Here is a 17,975-nt window from a genome sequence, read left to right as displayed (position 1 = left end):
TCGCAAATTCACTCAATTCCTCCGCAGAATAGGCCCGACGGGCTTAAATGATGCCCGATTTTAAGGGGACGAATAACACCCTATCAAGCTGCGTCTCGCGCCACTGGCGCGCACCGATGCGCTCGATGAGGGTCAAAATTTGTTGCTCGCCGCCCACCGGGGCGACAAGCCGTGCGCCGACGGCCAACTGATCGACCAGCGCGTCCGGAATTTCCAGACCGGCGGCAGCGATCACGATGCCGTCGAACGGCGCGACCGCAGGCAATCCGAGCCGTCCATCGCCGTAATGCAGTCGGATGTTCGGCACGCGCAACGGACGCAAGTTGGCTTTGGCACGTTCATGTAACGGACGAACCCGCTCAATGGAGTACACGTCCCGTGCAACACACGACAACACCGCCGCCTGATAGCCGCATCCGGTCCCGATTTCCAGCACCTTTTCGAGCGGACGTCCGCTCGCGAGCAGCAACTCGATCATGCGCCCCACGACCGATGGCTTCGAGATCGTCTGCCCATGACCGATGGGAAGCGCCGCGTCCTCGTAAGCCTGATTGGCAAGCGCGGCGTCCACAAAGCCATGACGTGGCACAGTGGCGAGCGCCGCCAGTACGCCCGGGTGTTCGACGCCCGATGCCGCGACGCGTTCAGCCATGCGTGCACGCACGCGCTCCGACGTCAGTCCGATGCCCTCCGGCGAATTCAGGACCGACGCGGTATTCGTGCGCACGATGGCTCCCGCGCCGACGCCCGCTGACGGCTTGGCCGTCCCGACTTGCGTCGTGGCCGTCCTTGCCGTCGTCTTGACTGTGCCTTTGCCCACAACACCACCGACGACACCGCCCTTCTGGGCGACGCCCGCGCCGTGCGCCTTGGCCACCGGCTTCGGTGCGTGCTTAACGACGTGCGAGACGTGCGGTGCAGGTTGCGCGTGCGGCGCGGCGGCCCGCCGCGCCACCCCCTTCGGCACGACCGCGTGCGAGGTCTGCGCGCCAGCCGGGCGCGCAGAAGCCCCCGCCATCGGCGTCGATGCCGCCCGCAAATTGTGACTGTTACCGCCGGTCGGCGTCTTCCCACTTCCCTGATTCGCTTGCGACGTACCACGCGTCATCGCGGCGGGCGGCGCACCGGCCGGGCTCGCGCGCGACGCCTTGTCGAGCACCGGCGCTTTGCGCTGCCGGCGGGTCATCACTTCGGCCAGAGGGAGAGGAAAACGCTTCGGCGGTGTCGTCATCGTTGGGCCACCCCTGCGCTGGCCAGCCAATCGTGCACGACGCCAAGTCGTGCGGTATGCGTGAGATCCAGTTGCAAGGGGGTGACCGAGACGTAATCGTGCGCCACGGCATGGAAGTCGGTGCCTTCGCTGCTGTCGCGCGCGTCGCCAGCCGGACCGATCCAGTAAATCGCTTCGCCGCGCGGATTCACCTGACGGATGACCGGCTGCGATTGATGTCGCTTCCCAAGACGCGTCGACAACGCGCCCTTGAGGCGCGCGTACGGCAAATTGGGAATGTTGACGTTTAACAAGAAGGGCGCGCCCAGCGGCCGCTCCATATAGCGCTCGATCACCTCGCGCGCCACACGGGCAGCGCTGTCGAGATGATCCCAGCCTTTATTGACTTGCGAGAAGGCAAACGAAGGGATCCCGAACAGGAAGCCCTCGGTCGCCGCCGCCACCGTACCGGAGTACAGCGTATCTTCGCCCATGTTCTGGCCGTTGTTGATGCCGGAGACCACGATATCGGGCCGCTCGTCGAGCAGTCCGGTCAACGCCACGTGGACGCAGTCGGTCGGCGTGCCGTTGATGAAAGTGAAGTCGTTGGGCGCTTTGAAGACAGAAAGCGGCCGTTGCAGGGTCAGAGAATTGGACGCACCGCTACAGTTCTGTTCGGGCGCCACCACGGTAATGTCGCCAAGCGGCGCCAACGCTTCGTAGAGCGCGGCCAGGCCTGGCGCCTGATACCCATCGTCGTTGCTGAGCAGGATTCGCATGCGGCAATTGTAACCGAGGAAAGGTGCTCGGATATGACGCCGTCAAGGCATCGATGGCGTTGTATCCCGCTCGCGTCATGGCGCCATACCGTCACATCCGGTTACATCTTCTCCGTCTCTCCGGCTTGCGGTTGCCAGACCAGCAGTCGCCGCTCCACAACGCCGACCAGTCCATCGAGCACCAGCGCAAAGGCCGTAAGAATCAGCACCCCGGCGATCACCGCGTTGATATCGAATGTGCCTTCGGCCTGCAAGATCAGGTAGCCGACGCCGCGCGACGACCCCAGATACTCGCCCACCACCGCACCGACGAACGCGAGTCCGACCGAGTTGTGGAGACTGGAGAAGACCCAACTGGTTGCACTGGGCAAATACACACGGCGCAACAACTGACGTTGATTGGCACCCAGCATCCGCGCATTGGCGAGCACCACGGGGCTGACTTCCTTCACGCCCTGGTAAACGTTAAAGAAGACGATGAAGAACACCAGCGTCACCCCCAGCGCCACCTTCGACCAGATACCGAGCCCGAACCACACGCCGAAGATCGGCGCGAGAATCACGCGGGGCATGGAATTGGCCGCCTTGATGTACGGGTCGAGCAACGCGCCAGCGCTCGGCGAAAGCGCCAGCCAAAGCCCCACGCCGAGTCCGAACACGGTACCGATGGCGAACGCCAGCACGGTCTCGAGCAACGTGACGCCCAGATGCAGATAAATCTCCCCGCTGGCGAACCACTGCCAGATCTGGAGCAGCACCTTCTGCGGCTCCCCAAAGAAGAACGCCGCCTTATCGGGGCTATCGAAATAGAACGCGGGCAGCAGCGTCGGGCTGGTGAGGACATACCAGACGAGAAATGCCACGACCAGCAGCAGCCATTGCCACAGGCGCAGGTGCCGCATGATGGAACGATTACGCATGACGAACGAATTCCGGGAATATCAGACGTGCGGCCGGACCGGTCATCAGACCAGCCAGTCGAACAGGCCAAAGCCGTCCGGCAAATCGAACCAGTCCATCCAATCAAGCCACCCCGGCCAGTTCAGCCAGTTCAGCGAGACCGTGAGAATGCCGGCGATTTGCCACATGACCACTCAGACCGCCTTTAACTGTTGTGCGTAGCCCTTGAGGACTTCCTCGCGAAGCACATCCCATATCTGGGCGTGCAACTCGGTGAAGCGCGGATGGTTACGAATTTCCGCCACGTCGCGCGGACGCGGCAGATCGATCCGGAACTCCCCGATCGGATGCGTACCCGGCCCTGCGGCCAGCACCACCACCCGGTCGGACAACGCAATCGCCTCATCGAGGTCGTGCGTGATGAACAGCACGGCACGGCGCTTGGCGGCCCACAGATCCAGCAACTCGTTTTCCATGAGCTGACGCGTCTGGATGTCGAGTGCCGAGAACGGTTCGTCCATCAGGATGATGTCGGGATCGAGGATCAGCGTCTGTGCCATGGCCACACGCTTGCGCATGCCGCCGGAGAGCTGATGCGGATATCGATCGCCGAAACCGCCCAGACCCACGCGCTTGAGCCATTCATGTCCGCGCGCCTTCGCTTCTTCCGGCGCGACACCGCGAAACTCCAGCCCCGCGGTCACGTTGTCGATCGCGTTGCGCCAGGGCATCAACGCTTCGGCCTGGAACATGTATCCGGCACGCGAATTGATGCCCTTGAGCGGTTCACCGAAGACCTTGATCGATCCGGAAGACGGGGTGAGCAAACCCGCGGCCACATTGAGCAACGTGGATTTGCCACACCCGGTCGGCCCGACGACCGAAACGAACTCGCCCGGCGCGATGTCGAGCGACGTGTCGGCCACGGCCGTATAACGCGTCGAACGGTCGTCGCGGGCGACGAAGGTGCACGTAATGCTGTCGAAACTCAGAGCCGGCGCAGTCATCATTTGTACTTGGCGTCGGCCTTCTTCGTGAATTCGTTCGTGAACGTCTTCGACAGATCGATCGTCTTGCCCTTGACCGTCTCGTCGAACGCCTGCAAGGTGCGCAGCGCCGTCGCCGGGCCATCCGCCGGAATCAGGCCGTCGGGCGAGATCGCCTCTTTCACTCGGCCCCAGGCATCGAGGTACAGCGCGCGGTCGCCCAGCAGATACGCTTCAGGCACCGTCTTGATAAGGTCGCCCGGTCCGGCAGTCTGCAGCCAGCGCAGCGCACGGACCATCGCATTGGTCAGCGCTTGCGTCGTATTCGGATTCTTCTGGATGAACGACTCGTTGGTGTAGAGACAACCGGCGGGCATATTGCCGCCGAACACCGAGACCGTCTCCTTGAGCGTGCGCGTATCCGAGATCACACGGATCTCCTTGTCGCGCTCCAGCATGGTGATGACCGGGTCGAGGTTGACGATGGCATCGACGTTGCCCGAGCGAATCGCGGCAAGTGCCCCGGACGACGCCCCCACGCCGACGAACGCGACCTCATTGGGCTTGATACCGCCCTTGGCCAGGACGAAGTTCGCCATGATGTTGGTCGACGACCCCGGCGCCGTCACGCCGATCTTCTTGCCACGCAGGTCGGCAATCGACTTGTAGTTCGGCATCGTCTTGTTCGACACGCCGAACACGATCTGCGGCGCGCGGCCTTGCAGCACGAATGCGCGGATGTACTGGTTCTTCGCCTGCAACAGAATCGTGTGCTCGTAAGCCCCCGACACCACATCGGCGCTGCCGCCGACCAGCGCTTGCAGCGCTTTGGAGCCACCGGCAAAGTCCGAGATTTCAACGTCGAGCCCTTCGTCCTTGAAGTAGTTCAGGCGTTCGGCAATCGTGAGCGGCAAGTAATAGAACAGGTTCTTGCCGCCGACCGCAATCGCGACCTTCGTCTTCTCAAGCTTGTTTTGCGCGAAGCCGGGGCGAATGCCTGCGCCGATCAGGCCGGTCGCGGCCAGTGCCGTGACGAATTGACGTCTTTGCATGGTGTTGTTGTCTCCGTGGTTGCAGCGTTCTTTCTTTGTGAGTTCGACGTGCTTGATGACGGGCCGCAGTCCTTGCCGCGCCCGTAGCGCTTTGCGCGTAGTGCCGTGTCAGATGACGCCGCTCTCGCGCAATGCTTTGATTTGCCCGGCATCATAACCCAGTTGCCCAAGCACTTCGTCCGTGTGTGCGCCGAGTTCCGGGCCGAGCCACTGGGTCTGCCCGGGGGTCTGCGAGAGCTTCGGCGAGATGTTTGGCAGATCGATCGGCGTGCCATCCGGGAACGTATGACGCTGGATCATCTGGCGCGCGATGAACTGCGGATCCTTGAACATGTCGGCCACGGTGTAGATGCGGCTCGCGGGCACGTCCGCACCCTGCAGCACCGCCAACGCTTCGTCGATGGGACGCGTTTGCGTCCAGCCGCCGATGGCGTCGTCGATTTCCTGCGTGCGCGGCACGCGACCGTCGTTATGCGCCAGACCCGGGTCCTCCGCCAGATCGGCGCGACCAATCGCGTGCATCAGCCGCTTGAAAATCGGATCGCTGTTACCGCCCACGACGATCATGCCGTCAGCGCACGGATAGGTGTTCGACGGCACGATGCCCGGCAGCGACGCCCCGGTGCGCTCGCGCACCATCCCGGCAACGCTGTACTCGGGCACCACGCTCTCCATCAGGTTGAAGACGGCTTCGTAAAGCGCGACGTCGACGACCTGCCCCCGCCCGCCATTCACGTTGCGGTGGTGCAGCGCCATCATCGCGCCGATCACACCATGCAGCGCGGCAATCGAGTCGCCGATGGAAATGCCGATGCGCGGCGGCGGCAATTCCGGATAGCCTGTGATATGCCGCAATCCGCCCATCGACTCGGCAATTGCGCCAAACCCCGGCCGGTCGCGATACGGGCCGGTCTGACCGTAACCGGACAGGCGCACCATCACCAGCCCGGGATTGTCGGCGGACAACTGTTCGTAGCCCAATCCGAAGCGTTCCAGTAATCCGGGGCGGAAGTTCTCGACGACGATGTCCGCCTGCGCCGCGAGCTTGCGCACGATGGCCTGACCTTCCGGCGACTTCAGGTTGATGGTCACCGACTTCTTGTTACGCGCCTGCACGGCCCACCACAGCGACGTGCCGCCTGCGTCGGGATGCAATTTGCGCCATTTGCGCAACGGATCGCCGTGCTGCGGATCTTCGATCTTGATGACCTCGGCGCCGAACTCGCCCAGCATGCGTGCCGCGAACGGACCGGCGATGAGCGTGCCGAGTTCGAGCACCTTCACGCCGGCGAGCGCGCCGAAACCGGGCATACCGAGCGGTGGCCTGGCCGCATTGGCCGATTCGGGAGTTTGACGAGACGCGTCGGAAGACTGGTTGGCGGGTGCCTCAGGCGCATGGGCGCCCTGCGGCGTAGTGGATGCGAACGGCGTAGACGACTTGGACAACGCTTGGACTCCTGAGCCTCGTCGACGGCCATCACCGTCGAGTGGGGGACGCTGCCATGACGACCGCATCCGGGCATATGGGTGGCAAATGAAGTTCGTATAGTAATTCGGCAGTCTGCGATCGGCCAATAGCCCCAAGGGCAATCCCGGACGATTCCGGACGATTCCGATGCAGTTCGTCGTCGATTCCGACGATTGCGCCAACTCAGAGGCGAATCCGAGACGAATCCGCGACGAATCCGCGGCACCTCAGAGACAACTCAGCGTCGATACGGCGGGGCATGCCAGTCGGCGGTCGATCACGTCTCGAACAGATGACGCGCGCCACGTTGCGCTGCAATATAAATGGCCTCGCCGCGATTGCGCGCCCCCAGACGTCGGTAAAGCGCCGAGACGTGCGTCTTCGCCGTGCCTTCCGAGATCACGAGCTGCTGGCAAATGGTCTTGATGGACAGTCCTCGGGAGAGCAACGCCAGAATTTCGTATTGCCGCTGGGAGATGCCCAGCAATGCAGACTCGGCCAGTTGCGTCGCCTTGTCCCCGCCCAACGGAAACACCGGCAGACGGGAAAGCGGCAGCGCCTCGCCCAAAGCCTCCTGGCGCCACAGCACCAGCAGCGCCGAGAGCGCTTCTTCCGGCACAAAGCGTCCGCCGGAGAACGCCAGGTCGAACACCGAACGAATACGCGCCACCGAGTTCGGCCACGGCAGACACGCCGTGACGCCCGCTTGTAGCCAGCGGATGATCTCATCGGGAAAACCCGCATCGCCGACGACGATGACCGGCACGGGCGGAACACACTCGGCGGCCGCCGAGCACAAGGTGTCGAGCGCGGGTGTACGCGCCACGGACTCATCGAGTACGAGCGCACGACGCGAAGGCAACTCGCGCAGCCATACCCAGTCCTGCGTCGCCACGCTATCGACGTGACGCAAGACCGGTGGCGTCGCGCTCGCTTCGGTTTGCAACGCGATCTGGAGGCCGCTCAGCCAGGCGGCAGCCTCTCCAAGGACCAGCACACGCATGATTTCCCCTGTCATTCCGGTCGGCATCCCCACGCCGCCGCCCCGCTTTCTTTTTCGAACGTACGCGCCTTTAGCGTTGTTTTTAACAGGACAAAAACCGAAGGAATCCTCCAGCCTCTGTCGCGGTTTACACATAAGGCGTCATCTTGCTTTCAAGGCAGTTTATGCGCTTAGCCCGCATGGCGGCGAATCGGTTTCGCGCGGAGCCTTATCCCTGTTGCCTCAACGCGACATTCCGCAATTTGCGTAAATTATTTACTCAAATTTCGGAAATTCCGCTATTACTTTTTTCCCTTTCTTTTCCCATCCGACGCAATAAAATACAAAAAGTCTGAGAGGACAGTCAGCGGAGGCCGGGGGGCACGCCATGTTCAAGATTTCCGTCAGCACAACGCGCCGTGCGGTGTTTTGTCTTGCCGCCGCGTGCATTGCGAGTACCGCACAGGCCGACGTCATCGGCGTGGGCGGCATCCCGGCGACAGTGAGCGACGCCTTGCTCGCCAGCACCCACGCCGCCAACGTATCGCGAAGTCTCGTCACCAGCATCGGTCACGCTGGTCCGACCAGCATTGCACCCGTCAATTCGACGGCGACCGTCGCCAACAACGTTCGTCTCTGGGACGAAGTGATTCCACCCGCCCCTTCACCCAAACCGACTCAGGCGTCGCTGCCTGCCACGGCGCAGCCGCGTACGACCATTGCCGCTTCCTCGATGCCGCAGACGACCGGCATGATGGCCACGAACCTCAAGGTCAACGCAAGCGGCCGCATGGGGTCTGCCGCCGCTCGCTGATTTCTCCTAACCGCTCAAGCCTCAGAACGTGTACGGGAAACGCACCCCGATCACGTAGTTCGGTGCGTCCGGCGACATGCCAGCGTTGACGTAACCGTTGACCGTCCAATGCTTGTTGATGGCGTAGTTGATGCCGAAGTTGAGCGACGCCGCATTGGTCGTACTGCCTGCCACCGTGGTCCACGGGCCGCCCGGAGAAGCCGTCTTCGTTGCACGCGAGATTGCCGTCGAATACGAGATCGACAGCGCCGTCTTGTCATTGAGCGCCAATGCCATCCCCGCCCCGACCTGCACGATGTCGCCAAGCTTGACCTTGGCAGGCTGCACGACGCCTTCGATCGTCGAGATGTCGTCGAACGTCTTCGCCACGTTGTACGTGTACGCCACGTTCGCGAACAACACGATCGGGTCGTAGGTGCGCAGGAACGACAGGCCAGCCGTGATCGCCCAGATGCCGTTACCCGTGGGTAACCGCGACGGCGTCGTGAGGTTGTTGTTCGTCGGATCGGGCGTACCCAGCTTGATGCCGAACGGCGACGTGCCGGTCGGTGCGGTCACGCGCAACGACGCCACGATATCGGGCCAGTTGGCGTTTTCCTTCATGAGCTGGTAGTACAACGACGCGTTCACGTCGCCGATATTCGCCGAGTTCTTGCTGATATCGCTGATAGACGACGCCGCACCGCCCACCCCGCCGGAGATGAAGTCCGAGTTGCGATACAGGTACGGCACATCGAACGCCACGCTCAACCGGTCGGTCACGCCGTAACGCGTGTTGACGTCGAACGTCCACACGTTGGCCTTGGTCTGGCCGAGGTTCAACTGACCGAGGAAGATGGCGTCGAGGGCGAGAAAGCCGCTCAGCACCAGTTGGCGCCGGTCGTAGTAGCTGTAGCTGATACCGGCATCGATGGTGAGCTTGCGGTCGAACAACGGCGCGTGCTGCGCCTGAACGACCGCTTCTTCCGCAGGCGTGCGTTGCGATTCGGTCTCGCTCTTCTGCATCTGCTGCGTCTCGCCGATAGGCGTGGCCGAGGTAGGTCCGGCAGCCCCGGCAGCGCCGCCACCGGGCGTGCCCGCAGAGCCGGCGGCCGAGCCATCGCCCGGCGAGACTTGCGCGATCTGCGCGGTATCCCACGCGGTCAGACCGCGACCGCGTTGCGCCATCTCGATATCCGTGAGGCGCTGCTTCAGAGAAGAAATTTCCCGCTGCTGCCGGTCAACCATGTCCATCAACATCTGGAGACGGTTATCCGGCGATGGGTCCGTATGCTCCTGAGCCTGGGCCGATAGCGTGAAAAGCAGTACCCCCAACGGAATAGCGGCAACGGGAAAAAAGCGGTGAGTGTTCATGATCCCCCCCGGGTGAAAAAGCGGACGGGTGTCCGCGCGCAATCCAACAAACACGTGTTGCAACAACGGTTGTCCTTGCTGCTCGACTGCGGGGTGATGCGTACGGAACACGAGACAGAGATCGAAAGCGTCAAGAGCATTGTCGATGCACCCTGCCCGGGCCCTGCCGACATCACCTTCTTGTACGCCGCGAGTGTTTTGCGGCGGCGCCCCACGTCTAGTTGTCATGGCGTCCGACAAAGATCTGCCGGACGTTGCTGCCGGCGTCGCACCGAATGCATCGACCACGACGCCGTCACTTCGCTTGCTGCGCCTTACCTTTCACTTCCGTTCACTTCAAATGCGTTCACGCGCACTCGATGCACTGAGTGCCGTCCATGCCATCAACGCCGAATGGCGACCATATTCGCCATCGCGTTCTGAATGCCGAGCTGACGTAGTCCGCCCGACGTCAGCGCACTGGTCTGCAGACTCAGTTGCATGGTGTTCATGACTTGCTGTGCATTCCCTGCCACCTGCACGACCTGCATGATCTGGTTCATGGCGCCCCCTGCGCCGCCGGCAATGCTTTGTCCAAGATTGCCGTTCGGGGTGTTGAGCGAGAGCTGCATACCGGCCGAACTGATCGCCACGCTCGCGCTCAGGTTGCCGACCGTGGTGCTGGAGTTACTCGTCGACTTGTTGCTGATGGGTACCAGCAGCGCGAGCGACACGCCCGGACCGTACTGGATGATGGCCTTGTTCAGCGCGTTGTTGGCATCGCCCGCAACCTGCGTAATCTGTGCGACGCCGTTGACCAGTGCATTGGCGGTGCCGGTCACCGCTTGCGTGGTCGGTGCGACGGCATTCACGACGCCCGGGATGACGACCGTCGACGAGCCGGTCTGCACCTGCCCCTGGTTCACGCCAAGCACGCCGGTGGCGAGCAGGCTCGCGCCGGTGGGCATCTGCCACTGCGACTGCATCACGAGCTGAAAGCCCGAGATCATGTTCTGTTGTGCGTACTTGCCGGTCGCGTGCGAAAGCACTTCATCGCTCACAGGCGTCCAGCCCTCGGGCACCACGTTGGACGCGAACGCCGGCACGGCGCTTGCAAACAACGGGATGGCCAGCATCGGGACGTATCGATTCATGATGGTCTGATCTCAAAACAGGTCCGCCCGGATGATGCCGAAGTCCACCATCGGGGTCGGTGACGTCCCGGTCGCCAGCGCGCCATCGCGCAACTTGGCAGCCAGGGATTCGTTTCCTTTGAGCAGCGGTGAATCCTCCAGGAACGGCTTGCCGATGACCGCCAGCACCAAGCCATTCCACTGCTTGGCAAAATCGGCCTGCTCGATAATGCGGTTGCCCAGCGCCGGATCGGACACGAACACACGTCCGTCCTTCGCTGCCTTGATGACCACAAAGTGCTGATAGCCGTTGACATCGATGAGCGCGATGACCGGGATCTTCAGGTCGTACAGCGCACCGACATCCACTTTGAAGCCGCGCCCCTCGAGCCCTAACGTCTCGACGAATTTCTTCATGTCGAGCATCGAGAAGCCGTTCTTGATGACGGTGTCCGGGTTGGAGAACGCCATCATTCGCTGAATCATTTCGGTCTCGGGAATGTTGATCCCGTAGCCATAACGCAGCAGCGTTGCCAGTGCTGCGGAACCACAACTGAAGTCGTACTCCTGCTGGACCAGATTCACGTAGTGCATCGATTTGAACGAGCGCATCTTCTTGACCGCCGGTACACCGGTCGAAGACTCCAGGCTCACCGATGCATACTGCGCGTGCCCGGCCACGCTTGCGCACGCCAGAGCGCAAACAGTAGCGATCCGTACTACGGCACGACGCGCATCATTCATGACACACCTCATGAAAAAACCGGTCCGGGAAGACGCCCGGACCGGTTAGCTACATCACTTGATTGCCGAGATCGACAGGCTGTTGGCCTGAACGTTGCCGATACCGGCTGCCACGTTCACACCCACGTTGCCCGTTGCCATCTTCAGAGCACCGGCGCCGAGCGAGGCATTGGCGACGAAGTCACCCGAAGCCTTCATGCTGGCCGACTGGTCGGTTTGAGCCGTTGCATTGGCTGCACCGCCCTTGTACCAGCCGCTCGACTGCGACACTGCCGCCGCCATGCTGTTGCCCTGCACGTTGCCGATACCCGAAGCCACGTTCACGCCGACGTTGCCGCTGGCGTTGGCAAGTGCGCCGTCACCCACGCTGGCGTTGACGAGGAACTGCGAGAGGCTGGCCGACCCCTTCGACGACTGGTTCGCAAACACCTGAGCCGAGGCATACACCGGCTGAGCATTGAGCGAAGCGATCGCGACGTTGTTGGCCTGAGCGTTGTCGGCACCTGCTGCCACGTTCACACCGACGTTGCCGTTGGCGTTAGCCAATGCGCCGCTGCCGAGCGTTGCGCCCATCGTCTGGTACTGCGCCGTGTTGACGTGATACGTGATCGCGCCCTTCGCCCAGGTGGTCGACTTCGTGAACGTATTGGTGAAGCCCCACAATGCCGCTGCCGCGACGGAATCGCTCTCGACAGAGCTGCTGCCGTGGTTCACGACTGCGTGGAAAGCCGCATCGAAGCTCTTCTGCGTGTTCAGGAAGCCCGCTGCGAGGAACCCGGCGGCCTGTTGCGACTGCTGACCGTAGGCATAACCGCCCCAGGCAGAGGCCTGACCTGCACCGAAGTTGCCAGCCAGGTAGCCGCCGTAGAGCGCGAGGCCACCAGGAATCGGAATCACGCCACCACCGATGATGCCTCCGCCGCCGGCGATGTTCGAGTATTGATACCCGCCACCCGCAACGAAGCCACCCGAGCCGGAGCTCGACTGTCCGGCAACATAGGCTGCGCCGGCCTGGAAGGCCTGACTCGTGTTCAGATGGCCGTTAGCCGACGCGTTCACCCAAGACGTGGTGTTGTCGAAGTGCGTTTCCGTCTTGCCAGCCAGAAGGTATGCGCTGCCCTGATTCGAAACCGTGGTGGTCTTCGAATCGACGCCGTACGTCACCTTGCCGGTGGCATAGCTGCCAAGCAGCGGTCCCTTCAGGTTGACGTGGTGCACGTCGACGCTCTGGTTGCTTTGCACGACGGCGTTGCCGGTGTTGTCCACCGTGACGCAGCCGCGAATACCGACCAGACCGAAAATGCCGACCAGGTTCAGAACGTTGGTCTCGTTGCCGATGAACGAGAAGCTATATTGCTGGTGATTGGGGGAAGCCATGGCGGTTCCCGTTGCTACCAGCAGTGCAGCCGCTGCAATTGCTTTCGTTTTCATGACCATCTCCTTGACGAGAGAGTTACCCAGTTAAAAAGATGTGCCCGCCGGGGGACGGAGCACAAAAACATTTGCGGTTACATTGCCTATCCCAGCCGACTGGTTCACTTGCAACACACCGCTCACCCCGCGGAAGGCGTCACCGGAAATGGACGCCGTGCGGAACTGATCGTTGAGGTTGTTGTGGCCAGTCGGGCCACCCTTGGAGATCGCAGCGGATAGTGCCGTATCCGATACGCTCGCCACTCCAGACGCATCGCCAGTCACAATGACGGTCGCGTTGCGTTGAAGATTGCCGGCACCGCTCGCCTGGTTGACTTGCGTCACCCCCGAGGTGCCTGAAAATGCATTGCCCTGAATTGCGGCGCTGGCAGCGCCCGTCGTCGTCGTGACGAGTGCCTGTTGATTCGTGCTCGACGTGCCGACCGTCAGCCCGCCGCCGTTGGAAAGCACGGTGCTGTTTGCCTGCACGTTATTCACACCCGCCGCCTGATTCACCCCGAGCGCGCCGGCCACACCGACCGCAGCGCCGTTCTCGATGGTGGCGTGCGTGCCGAGAAGCTCACCGTTCGTGATCCAGATGTCCTGTGCCTGCGACATGCCGCTCGCGAACGTCAGCGCCGCAGCGGCAGCCAGCGAGAGGGCGTGCGAAATACCCCTGGGGTTGCGATGTGCGCTCATTTCGCGGCTCCTGCTGCACCCAGCGTCGAGAGCGGCGCCAGCGCCGAATTGATGACCGACGGGACGAGCGTGCCGATGCTGCCGATACCGCCGCCGGCTGATCCCGCCGCGAAACCGCCGCCGACACCGTTGCTGGTGTTCAAGCCATTGCCGCCACGGGCGTTGCCCACGAGCACACCCATCACCGGGTCCATCCCCGAGCGCACGGCGCCCGTAACGAGCCCTGCGGAGGCATGCGCCGTCAGTTCGTTATCCGTCACCGCCGTCACCGCGCCCATCGCCGTGTTGAACGGCCCCGCGGGGAACGCCGGAACGGCGAGACCGATGGGGTTTTCTTCGCGCGGCAGGCCGCGATAGGCAATCCGCGGGCCGATGTTGCGCTCGATCACGATGTCGCCCGGGGTCGCCGGTTCGGCCTTGGCCTGACCCGGGAGTACGGCCGGTGCGGGCGCCACGAGCAACGTGGCGAACACAGCGGGCGAGAATGAGAGTTGGGTCATGTCGATCACCGCGTGGTGTAGGTCACACGCGTCACCTGGACATTGCCCACGCCGTTCGACAGTTGCTGCGGACGCGGCGTCGGCGTGATACCACCGGGCAGTTCGTCCCACAACGTCACACCATTGGCGAGTGCCATGCCGGGCGACTTGACCATCGCGGCGCCCTGCAAATTGCGGCCGCGCTGGCTTCCGAGTTGTTCGTCGTCGATACGGGCGGCAGCGAGCGGCATGCCCGAGGCGCCCACGGTCCGACTGTCGTCGTTGCCCGCCACTGCGGGTGCTTGCTCCGGCACCACAGCGTCGGCGACCGGGGCCGCGACGGCGACATCCGCATCGGAGATCGAGGCGGTGGGCAGCGACGTCGTCATAAACGATGCCGGCACCATCGAGCCGGTGAGCATTGCCAACTGCATGAGCGGCGAGCGGGAGATGTTGTCCTGCGCTTGCGCCGGTGCAGCACACAGTCCGAGCGCCACAACGATGGCCGCACTCAGTGCGCCTGCACCGTGTCGTACGCGGTACTGCATTTCGGTGGTGAGAATTCGCATCGCTGTGTCCTCCTTGCCCGGACCAACAAAGCGACTTCCGTGCCACCCGGTTTAAGTGTTTGAAAACATTGACGTTAAATTTTCAGTCTCGCTGGCACGCCGGGACGAGTGGCCGAAAACGTTTCAGCATTGATACGTGGGGGCGTTCAGGCACCGCTTGTCACACCATCGGCGCACAACCCAAACATTCCGAACTACGAACGATATCGGCGCGAGCAGCGACGCATGCCGAAAACGCCCTGTTCACAAGGGTCTCGCGTGACAGAATTGCGGCAGATTGTTAGGGCCGGAACGAAACGACACAGGTCCGTCACAGTCGCGCGATTTTTTCGAAGCCGCGTTTTTCCCCCCGGATGTTTCATCTTTGATGTGTGTTCGGGACAACCCTCGCACGCGATATTTCGAAACTTGAGGTAACGCAAAGCGTATGAAACGGCAGCGTCGAGAGACACCATGGGAATGCCCGGAATCGCCCGTCGTTATTGGCGATGGCAGCAGTCGCAAAATGCGACGGCGGGGCAAAACGGGAGGGGGAAATTGCGTTTGATGCGCGATGTTTTCACGCCATACGGACGCATCGGTCGGCGCATCTCGCAGACCCTTGCACGGCGCGTCGAGCGCACGATATTCAGGAGCCCAAAAAGAAACGACCGCCCTGCTCATCGCAGGACGGTCGCTCTCTCTTCGCCAGAAGATATCAGGCCGGCACGCCCGATTCGTCGCCGCGCAATCCGTACCGGCACATGAGGCGGTACAGCGTAATGCGCGAGATTCCCAGCTCTGCAGCCACATCCGTCAGTCGGTGACAATGGCGCAGCAACGCTTGCTCGATGGCCGTTCGTTCGGCCTCCGCGCGAATTTCCTCCAGCGTGCGCACCAGCGTCGGCACCCACGGCAGAAGGTCGAGATCCTTAGCCGAAATCATGCGGCTATCGGCCATCACGATGGCCCGGCGAACGCGGTTGATCAACTCGCGCACGTTGCCCGGCCAGTGATATTCGTACATCGCTTGCACCGCGCATTGCGTGAAGCCGCGAATCTTGCGATGGTTGTCGCCTTTGAAACGCTGGAGCACGTGATGGGCAAGAATCTCAATGTCCTGCCCGCGCGCGCGCAGCGGCGGCTCATCCACGCGCAACACGCACAGACGATGGAACAGGTCCATGCGGAAGCGCCCTTCTTTCACGGCCGTCTCGAGATCGACGTGCGTCGCGGAAATGATGCGCACATTGACCGGAATGACTTCGTGCCCGCCCAGACGCTCGATCGCGCCCTGCTGCAGGAAACGCAGCAGGCTCGCCTGACTCTCGATGGGCAGATCGCCGATTTCGTCGAGGAACAGCGTGCCGCCGTTGGCGGACTCGACACGCCCGACTTTACGCGCGTTGGCGCCGGTAAAGGCCCCCCGCTCGTAGCCAAATAGTTCGGACTGCATCAGGTGCGGTGGAATCGCGCCACAGTTGATCGCAACAAATGGCCCCTTCGCGCGCAACGAGCGCTCGTGGATCGCCACTGCACTCAGTTCCTTGCCCGTGCCCGACTCGCCCGAGATGAAGACCGGGGCATCGGTGTTGGCCACTTTGCGAATGGTGCGAAAGAGTTGCTGCATCGCTTCGCATGTGCCGACCATTTCCTGATCGCCACCGACTTGCGGCGTGATGATCGGCACTTCACACAGCGACGCCATGCCCCAGGCATGCCCGATCGAATGCGCGAGCTGGTCGTTCGTGCAAGGCACGTTGACGTAGTCGAAGCAATAGTCGCGAATGAGGCGACGGATCGACGTCGTCGAAAGTTGTTCGGGATTTGTCGCGGCAACCCAGCCGACCGTGGCCGGTTGCATGCAGGACTCGAACGCGCCCATCTCGCGGTCGCTATAACCGCTCGCCAGGTCGATGAGTGCTGCGCTGGTGACCCCCGGATTGAGAATGCGACCGACGTCGCTGGCGCTCTTGGCCGGCACGACTTGCCAGCCTTGCTCTCCCAAAAACGACAGCAAACCGTCGTTGTGCTTTCGGGAAGCGTAAATCAGGGTGCGCCCGGTATCGTTAGCCATACCTTAACTCCCTGCCTAAGCAGTGCCTGCGCGCAAATTATTGGGTCTCAGACCGGTATATGCACAACAGGTTATACGGCCCCACGCCGCCCGGGAGTTATGGTGTTCCCCGTGTTGTTGGGTCCCCAAGTCGGCAGATTCAGTCTAGGGGACGGGGGTAGGCCCAGATATAGCGAATACAGCTAATCCGATTGGATGAGAGTACGAGTACCTACGCGCAAAGGCGCATGGCGTCACGTCCGCGTCATGCTCAGAGCGTATGCCTGTCGAGGACCGCGCGGGCGATTGTGCCTGCGTCCACATACTCCAGTTCGCCCCCGACCGGCACGCCTCGCGCGAGCCGACTGACACGCAAACCGCGCGCCTTGAGCGTCTGTCCGATGTAATGGGCCGTGGCTTCGCCCTCGTTGGTGAAGTTGGTGGCGAGCACCACTTCCTTGACCACGCCGTCGGTGGCGCGGCGAATCAGTTGCTCGAAATGGATCTCGCCCGGCCCCACGCCGTCGAGCGGCGACAGATGGCCCATCAGGACGAAATACAGACCCTTGAAGGTCATCGTCTGCTCAAGCATGTTCTGATCGGCGGGCGTTTCCACCACGCAGAGCAGGCTCGTGTCGCGCTCGGGATCGAGGCACGTCTCGCAGATTTCCACTTCGGTAAAGGTATTGCAGCGCGCGCAATGGCGGATCTGCTCGGAGGCATGCACCAGCGCCTCGCCCAAACGCACCGCGCCTTTGCGGTCACGTTGCAGCAGATGGTAGGCGATACGTTGGGCGGACTTCGGGCCGACACCCGGCAACGCGCGCAAGGCGTCGACGAGTTCCTGCAGGCTCGAGAGCTGGAGCTGGGGCATGCGTCGTCTTTCTATGGAAGCTGACAGGCGAGACTCAGAACGGCATCTTGAAGCCCGGCGGCAGCGGCAGACCGGCGGTGAGACCGCCCATCTTTTCCTGCGCGGTGGCTTCGGCCTTGCGCACGGCGTCGTTGAACGCGGCGGCCACGAGATCTTCCAGCATGTCCTTGTCGTCGGCCAGCAGGCTCGGATCGATGGTCACGCGACGCACATCGTTCTTGCAGGTCATCACGACCTTCACGAGCCCCGCCCCCGACTGACCTTCGACTTCGATCTGAGCCAGTTGCTCCTGCGCCTTCTTCATGTTTTCCTGCATTTGCTGAGCCTGTTTCATCAGACCCGCGATGTTTCCTTTCAGCATCTTGACTCCTGAATAAATCGTGTGGGGTGCCGGGTGGGTGCTTTGCACGCAGCGCGTTCGGGGCCCGTCCTGATGAGGGGAACATACCAAACGCGCGTTTAGGACGAAGGATTCGAAAAACCGTCGTCCTTTTGCGAAAGCGAAC

Annotated in this window: 19 protein-coding genes; 1 reads left to right on the top strand and 18 read right to left on the bottom strand. The window is 62.4% G+C overall.

Annotation, left to right across the window (positions count from 1 at the left end):
• Nucleotides 1–43: 43 nt before the first annotated feature.
• The 8 genes from MB84_RS09480 to MB84_RS30910 all read right to left on the bottom strand — a co-directional run bounded on the left by MB84_RS09480 (nucleotide 44) and on the right by MB84_RS30910 (nucleotide 7,413).
• On the bottom strand, nucleotides 44–1,231 hold the full coding sequence (locus tag MB84_RS09480; RefSeq protein ID WP_046291598.1) for a protein-L-isoaspartate(D-aspartate) O-methyltransferase: 1,188 nt from the start codon (nucleotides 1,229–1,231) through the stop codon (nucleotides 44–46).
• Nucleotides 1,228–1,989, bottom strand: a complete 762-nt coding sequence (gene surE / locus MB84_RS09475; protein ID WP_046291597.1) for a 5'/3'-nucleotidase SurE — start codon at nucleotides 1,987–1,989, stop codon at nucleotides 1,228–1,230. The genes MB84_RS09480 and surE overlap by 4 nt, the downstream gene beginning before the upstream one ends.
• Nucleotides 1,990–2,090: 101 nt before the next feature.
• Nucleotides 2,091–2,909, bottom strand: a complete 819-nt coding sequence (locus MB84_RS09470) for an ABC transporter permease (protein WP_046291596.1) — start codon at nucleotides 2,907–2,909, stop codon at nucleotides 2,091–2,093.
• A 45-nt stretch (nucleotides 2,910–2,954) separates the two neighbouring features.
• Nucleotides 2,955–3,077, bottom strand: coding sequence for a hypothetical protein (locus MB84_RS31435; RefSeq protein ID WP_257125701.1), 123 nt, complete (start codon nucleotides 3,075–3,077; stop codon nucleotides 2,955–2,957).
• A gap of 6 nt (nucleotides 3,078–3,083) precedes the next feature.
• Nucleotides 3,084–3,896, bottom strand: coding sequence for an ABC transporter ATP-binding protein (locus tag MB84_RS09465; protein ID WP_046293611.1), 813 nt, complete (start codon nucleotides 3,894–3,896; stop codon nucleotides 3,084–3,086).
• Nucleotides 3,896–4,927, bottom strand: a complete 1,032-nt coding sequence (locus tag MB84_RS09460; protein WP_046291595.1) for an ABC transporter substrate-binding protein — start codon at nucleotides 4,925–4,927, stop codon at nucleotides 3,896–3,898. The genes MB84_RS09465 and MB84_RS09460 overlap by 1 nt, the downstream gene beginning before the upstream one ends.
• 108 nt (nucleotides 4,928–5,035) lie before the next feature.
• The gene (locus tag MB84_RS09455) at nucleotides 5,036–6,238 is read right to left on the bottom strand and encodes a CaiB/BaiF CoA transferase family protein (protein WP_046291594.1); all 1,203 of its coding nucleotides are present in this window, start codon (nucleotides 6,236–6,238) and stop codon (nucleotides 5,036–5,038) included.
• A gap of 434 nt (nucleotides 6,239–6,672) precedes the next feature.
• Entirely contained in the window at nucleotides 6,673–7,413 is a 741-nt protein-coding gene (locus MB84_RS30910; RefSeq protein ID WP_245725521.1) for a helix-turn-helix transcriptional regulator, read from the bottom strand.
• A 352-nt stretch (nucleotides 7,414–7,765) separates the two neighbouring features.
• Here MB84_RS30910 and MB84_RS09445 point away from each other — a divergent pair, with 352 nt between their 5' ends.
• Entirely contained in the window at nucleotides 7,766–8,191 is a 426-nt protein-coding gene (locus MB84_RS09445) for a hypothetical protein (protein WP_046291593.1), read from the top strand.
• Between the two features lie 21 nt (nucleotides 8,192–8,212).
• On the opposite strand, the gene MB84_RS09440 is transcribed toward MB84_RS09445, so the two are convergent.
• The 10 genes from MB84_RS09440 to MB84_RS09395 form a co-directional block, all read right to left on the bottom strand.
• Nucleotides 8,213–9,544 carry a hypothetical protein gene (locus MB84_RS09440; RefSeq protein ID WP_046291592.1) on the bottom strand — a complete coding sequence of 444 codons (1,332 nt, stop codon included), beginning with the start codon at nucleotides 9,542–9,544 and terminating at the stop codon, nucleotides 8,213–8,215.
• A 383-nt stretch (nucleotides 9,545–9,927) separates the two neighbouring features.
• Entirely contained in the window at nucleotides 9,928–10,677 is a 750-nt protein-coding gene (locus MB84_RS09435) for a hypothetical protein (protein WP_046291591.1), read from the bottom strand.
• 12 nt (nucleotides 10,678–10,689) lie between these two features.
• Complete coding sequence (locus MB84_RS09430; protein ID WP_245725520.1) at nucleotides 10,690–11,400, bottom strand: C39 family peptidase; 711 nt, start codon at nucleotides 11,398–11,400, stop codon at nucleotides 10,690–10,692.
• A gap of 54 nt (nucleotides 11,401–11,454) precedes the next feature.
• Nucleotides 11,455–12,831 (bottom strand): hypothetical protein, encoded by a 1,377-nt coding sequence (locus tag MB84_RS09425; RefSeq protein ID WP_157122677.1) that lies wholly within the window; start codon nucleotides 12,829–12,831, stop codon nucleotides 11,455–11,457.
• A gap of 30 nt (nucleotides 12,832–12,861) precedes the next feature.
• Nucleotides 12,862–13,512, bottom strand: a complete 651-nt coding sequence (locus tag MB84_RS09420; RefSeq protein WP_046291589.1) for a hypothetical protein — start codon at nucleotides 13,510–13,512, stop codon at nucleotides 12,862–12,864.
• Nucleotides 13,509–14,012: a hypothetical protein gene (locus tag MB84_RS09415; protein WP_157122676.1), complete on the bottom strand. Its 504-nt coding sequence runs from the start codon at nucleotides 14,010–14,012 to the stop codon at nucleotides 13,509–13,511. The genes MB84_RS09420 and MB84_RS09415 overlap by 4 nt, the downstream gene beginning before the upstream one ends.
• Before the next feature lie 5 nt (nucleotides 14,013–14,017).
• Nucleotides 14,018–14,560 carry a hypothetical protein gene (locus MB84_RS09410; RefSeq protein WP_046291588.1) on the bottom strand — a complete coding sequence of 181 codons (543 nt, stop codon included), beginning with the start codon at nucleotides 14,558–14,560 and terminating at the stop codon, nucleotides 14,018–14,020.
• 697 nt (nucleotides 14,561–15,257) lie between these two features.
• On the bottom strand, nucleotides 15,258–16,616 hold the full coding sequence (locus MB84_RS09405) for a sigma-54 dependent transcriptional regulator (protein ID WP_046291587.1): 1,359 nt from the start codon (nucleotides 16,614–16,616) through the stop codon (nucleotides 15,258–15,260).
• Nucleotides 16,617–16,866: 250 nt separating this feature from the next.
• Nucleotides 16,867–17,469 carry a recombination mediator RecR gene (gene recR, locus MB84_RS09400; protein WP_039399107.1) on the bottom strand — a complete coding sequence of 201 codons (603 nt, stop codon included), beginning with the start codon at nucleotides 17,467–17,469 and terminating at the stop codon, nucleotides 16,867–16,869.
• Between the two features lie 34 nt (nucleotides 17,470–17,503).
• A complete protein-coding gene (locus tag MB84_RS09395; RefSeq protein ID WP_010807314.1) occupies nucleotides 17,504–17,830 on the bottom strand; it encodes a YbaB/EbfC family nucleoid-associated protein in 327 nt (108 codons plus the stop codon).
• Nucleotides 17,831–17,975 lie beyond the last annotated feature (145 nt).

It is taken from the genome of Pandoraea oxalativorans (genome assembly GCF_000972785.3).
In the GTDB taxonomy this organism is placed as follows: Bacteria; Pseudomonadota; Gammaproteobacteria; order Burkholderiales; family Burkholderiaceae; genus Pandoraea; species Pandoraea oxalativorans.
This window is presented reverse-complemented; position numbering and strand designations above follow the sequence as displayed.

Bases quoted from the DNA above. Each gene is read 5' to 3' on its own strand.
- MB84_RS31435 (WP_257125701.1), bottom strand. From the start codon at position 3,077: ATGTGGCAAATCGCCGGCATTCTCACGGTCTCGCTGAACTGGCTGAAC.
- MB84_RS09465 (WP_046293611.1), bottom strand. From the start codon at position 3,896: ATGACTGCGCCGGCTCTGAGTTTCGACAGCATTACGTGCACCTTCGTC.
- surE (WP_046291597.1), bottom strand. From the start codon at position 1,989: ATGCGAATCCTGCTCAGCAACGACGATGGGTATCAGGCGCCAGGCCTG.
- MB84_RS09445 (WP_046291593.1), top strand. From the start codon at position 7,766: ATGTTCAAGATTTCCGTCAGCACAACGCGCCGTGCGGTGTTTTGTCTT.
- MB84_RS09470 (WP_046291596.1), bottom strand. From the start codon at position 2,909: ATGCGTAATCGTTCCATCATGCGGCACCTGCGCCTGTGGCAATGGCTG.
- MB84_RS09440 (WP_046291592.1), bottom strand. From the start codon at position 9,544: ATGAACACTCACCGCTTTTTTCCCGTTGCCGCTATTCCGTTGGGGGTA.
- MB84_RS30910 (WP_245725521.1), bottom strand. From the start codon at position 7,413: ATGACAGGGGAAATCATGCGTGTGCTGGTCCTTGGAGAGGCTGCCGCC.
- MB84_RS09395 (WP_010807314.1), bottom strand. From the start codon at position 17,830: ATGCTGAAAGGAAACATCGCGGGTCTGATGAAACAGGCTCAGCAAATG.
- MB84_RS09430 (WP_245725520.1), bottom strand. From the start codon at position 11,400: ATGAATGATGCGCGTCGTGCCGTAGTACGGATCGCTACTGTTTGCGCT.
- recR (WP_039399107.1), bottom strand. From the start codon at position 17,469: ATGCCCCAGCTCCAGCTCTCGAGCCTGCAGGAACTCGTCGACGCCTTG.
- MB84_RS09405 (WP_046291587.1), bottom strand. From the start codon at position 16,616: ATGGCTAACGATACCGGGCGCACCCTGATTTACGCTTCCCGAAAGCAC.
- MB84_RS09415 (WP_157122676.1), bottom strand. From the start codon at position 14,012: ATGACCCAACTCTCATTCTCGCCCGCTGTGTTCGCCACGTTGCTCGTG.
- MB84_RS09455 (WP_046291594.1), bottom strand. From the start codon at position 6,238: ATGCCCGGTTTCGGCGCGCTCGCCGGCGTGAAGGTGCTCGAACTCGGC.
- MB84_RS09420 (WP_046291589.1), bottom strand. From the start codon at position 13,512: ATGAGCGCACATCGCAACCCCAGGGGTATTTCGCACGCCCTCTCGCTG.
- MB84_RS09410 (WP_046291588.1), bottom strand. From the start codon at position 14,560: ATGCGAATTCTCACCACCGAAATGCAGTACCGCGTACGACACGGTGCA.
- MB84_RS09460 (WP_046291595.1), bottom strand. From the start codon at position 4,927: ATGCAAAGACGTCAATTCGTCACGGCACTGGCCGCGACCGGCCTGATC.
- MB84_RS09435 (WP_046291591.1), bottom strand. From the start codon at position 10,677: ATGAATCGATACGTCCCGATGCTGGCCATCCCGTTGTTTGCAAGCGCC.
- MB84_RS09425 (WP_157122677.1), bottom strand. From the start codon at position 12,831: ATGAAAACGAAAGCAATTGCAGCGGCTGCACTGCTGGTAGCAACGGGA.
- MB84_RS09480 (WP_046291598.1), bottom strand. From the start codon at position 1,231: ATGACGACACCGCCGAAGCGTTTTCCTCTCCCTCTGGCCGAAGTGATG.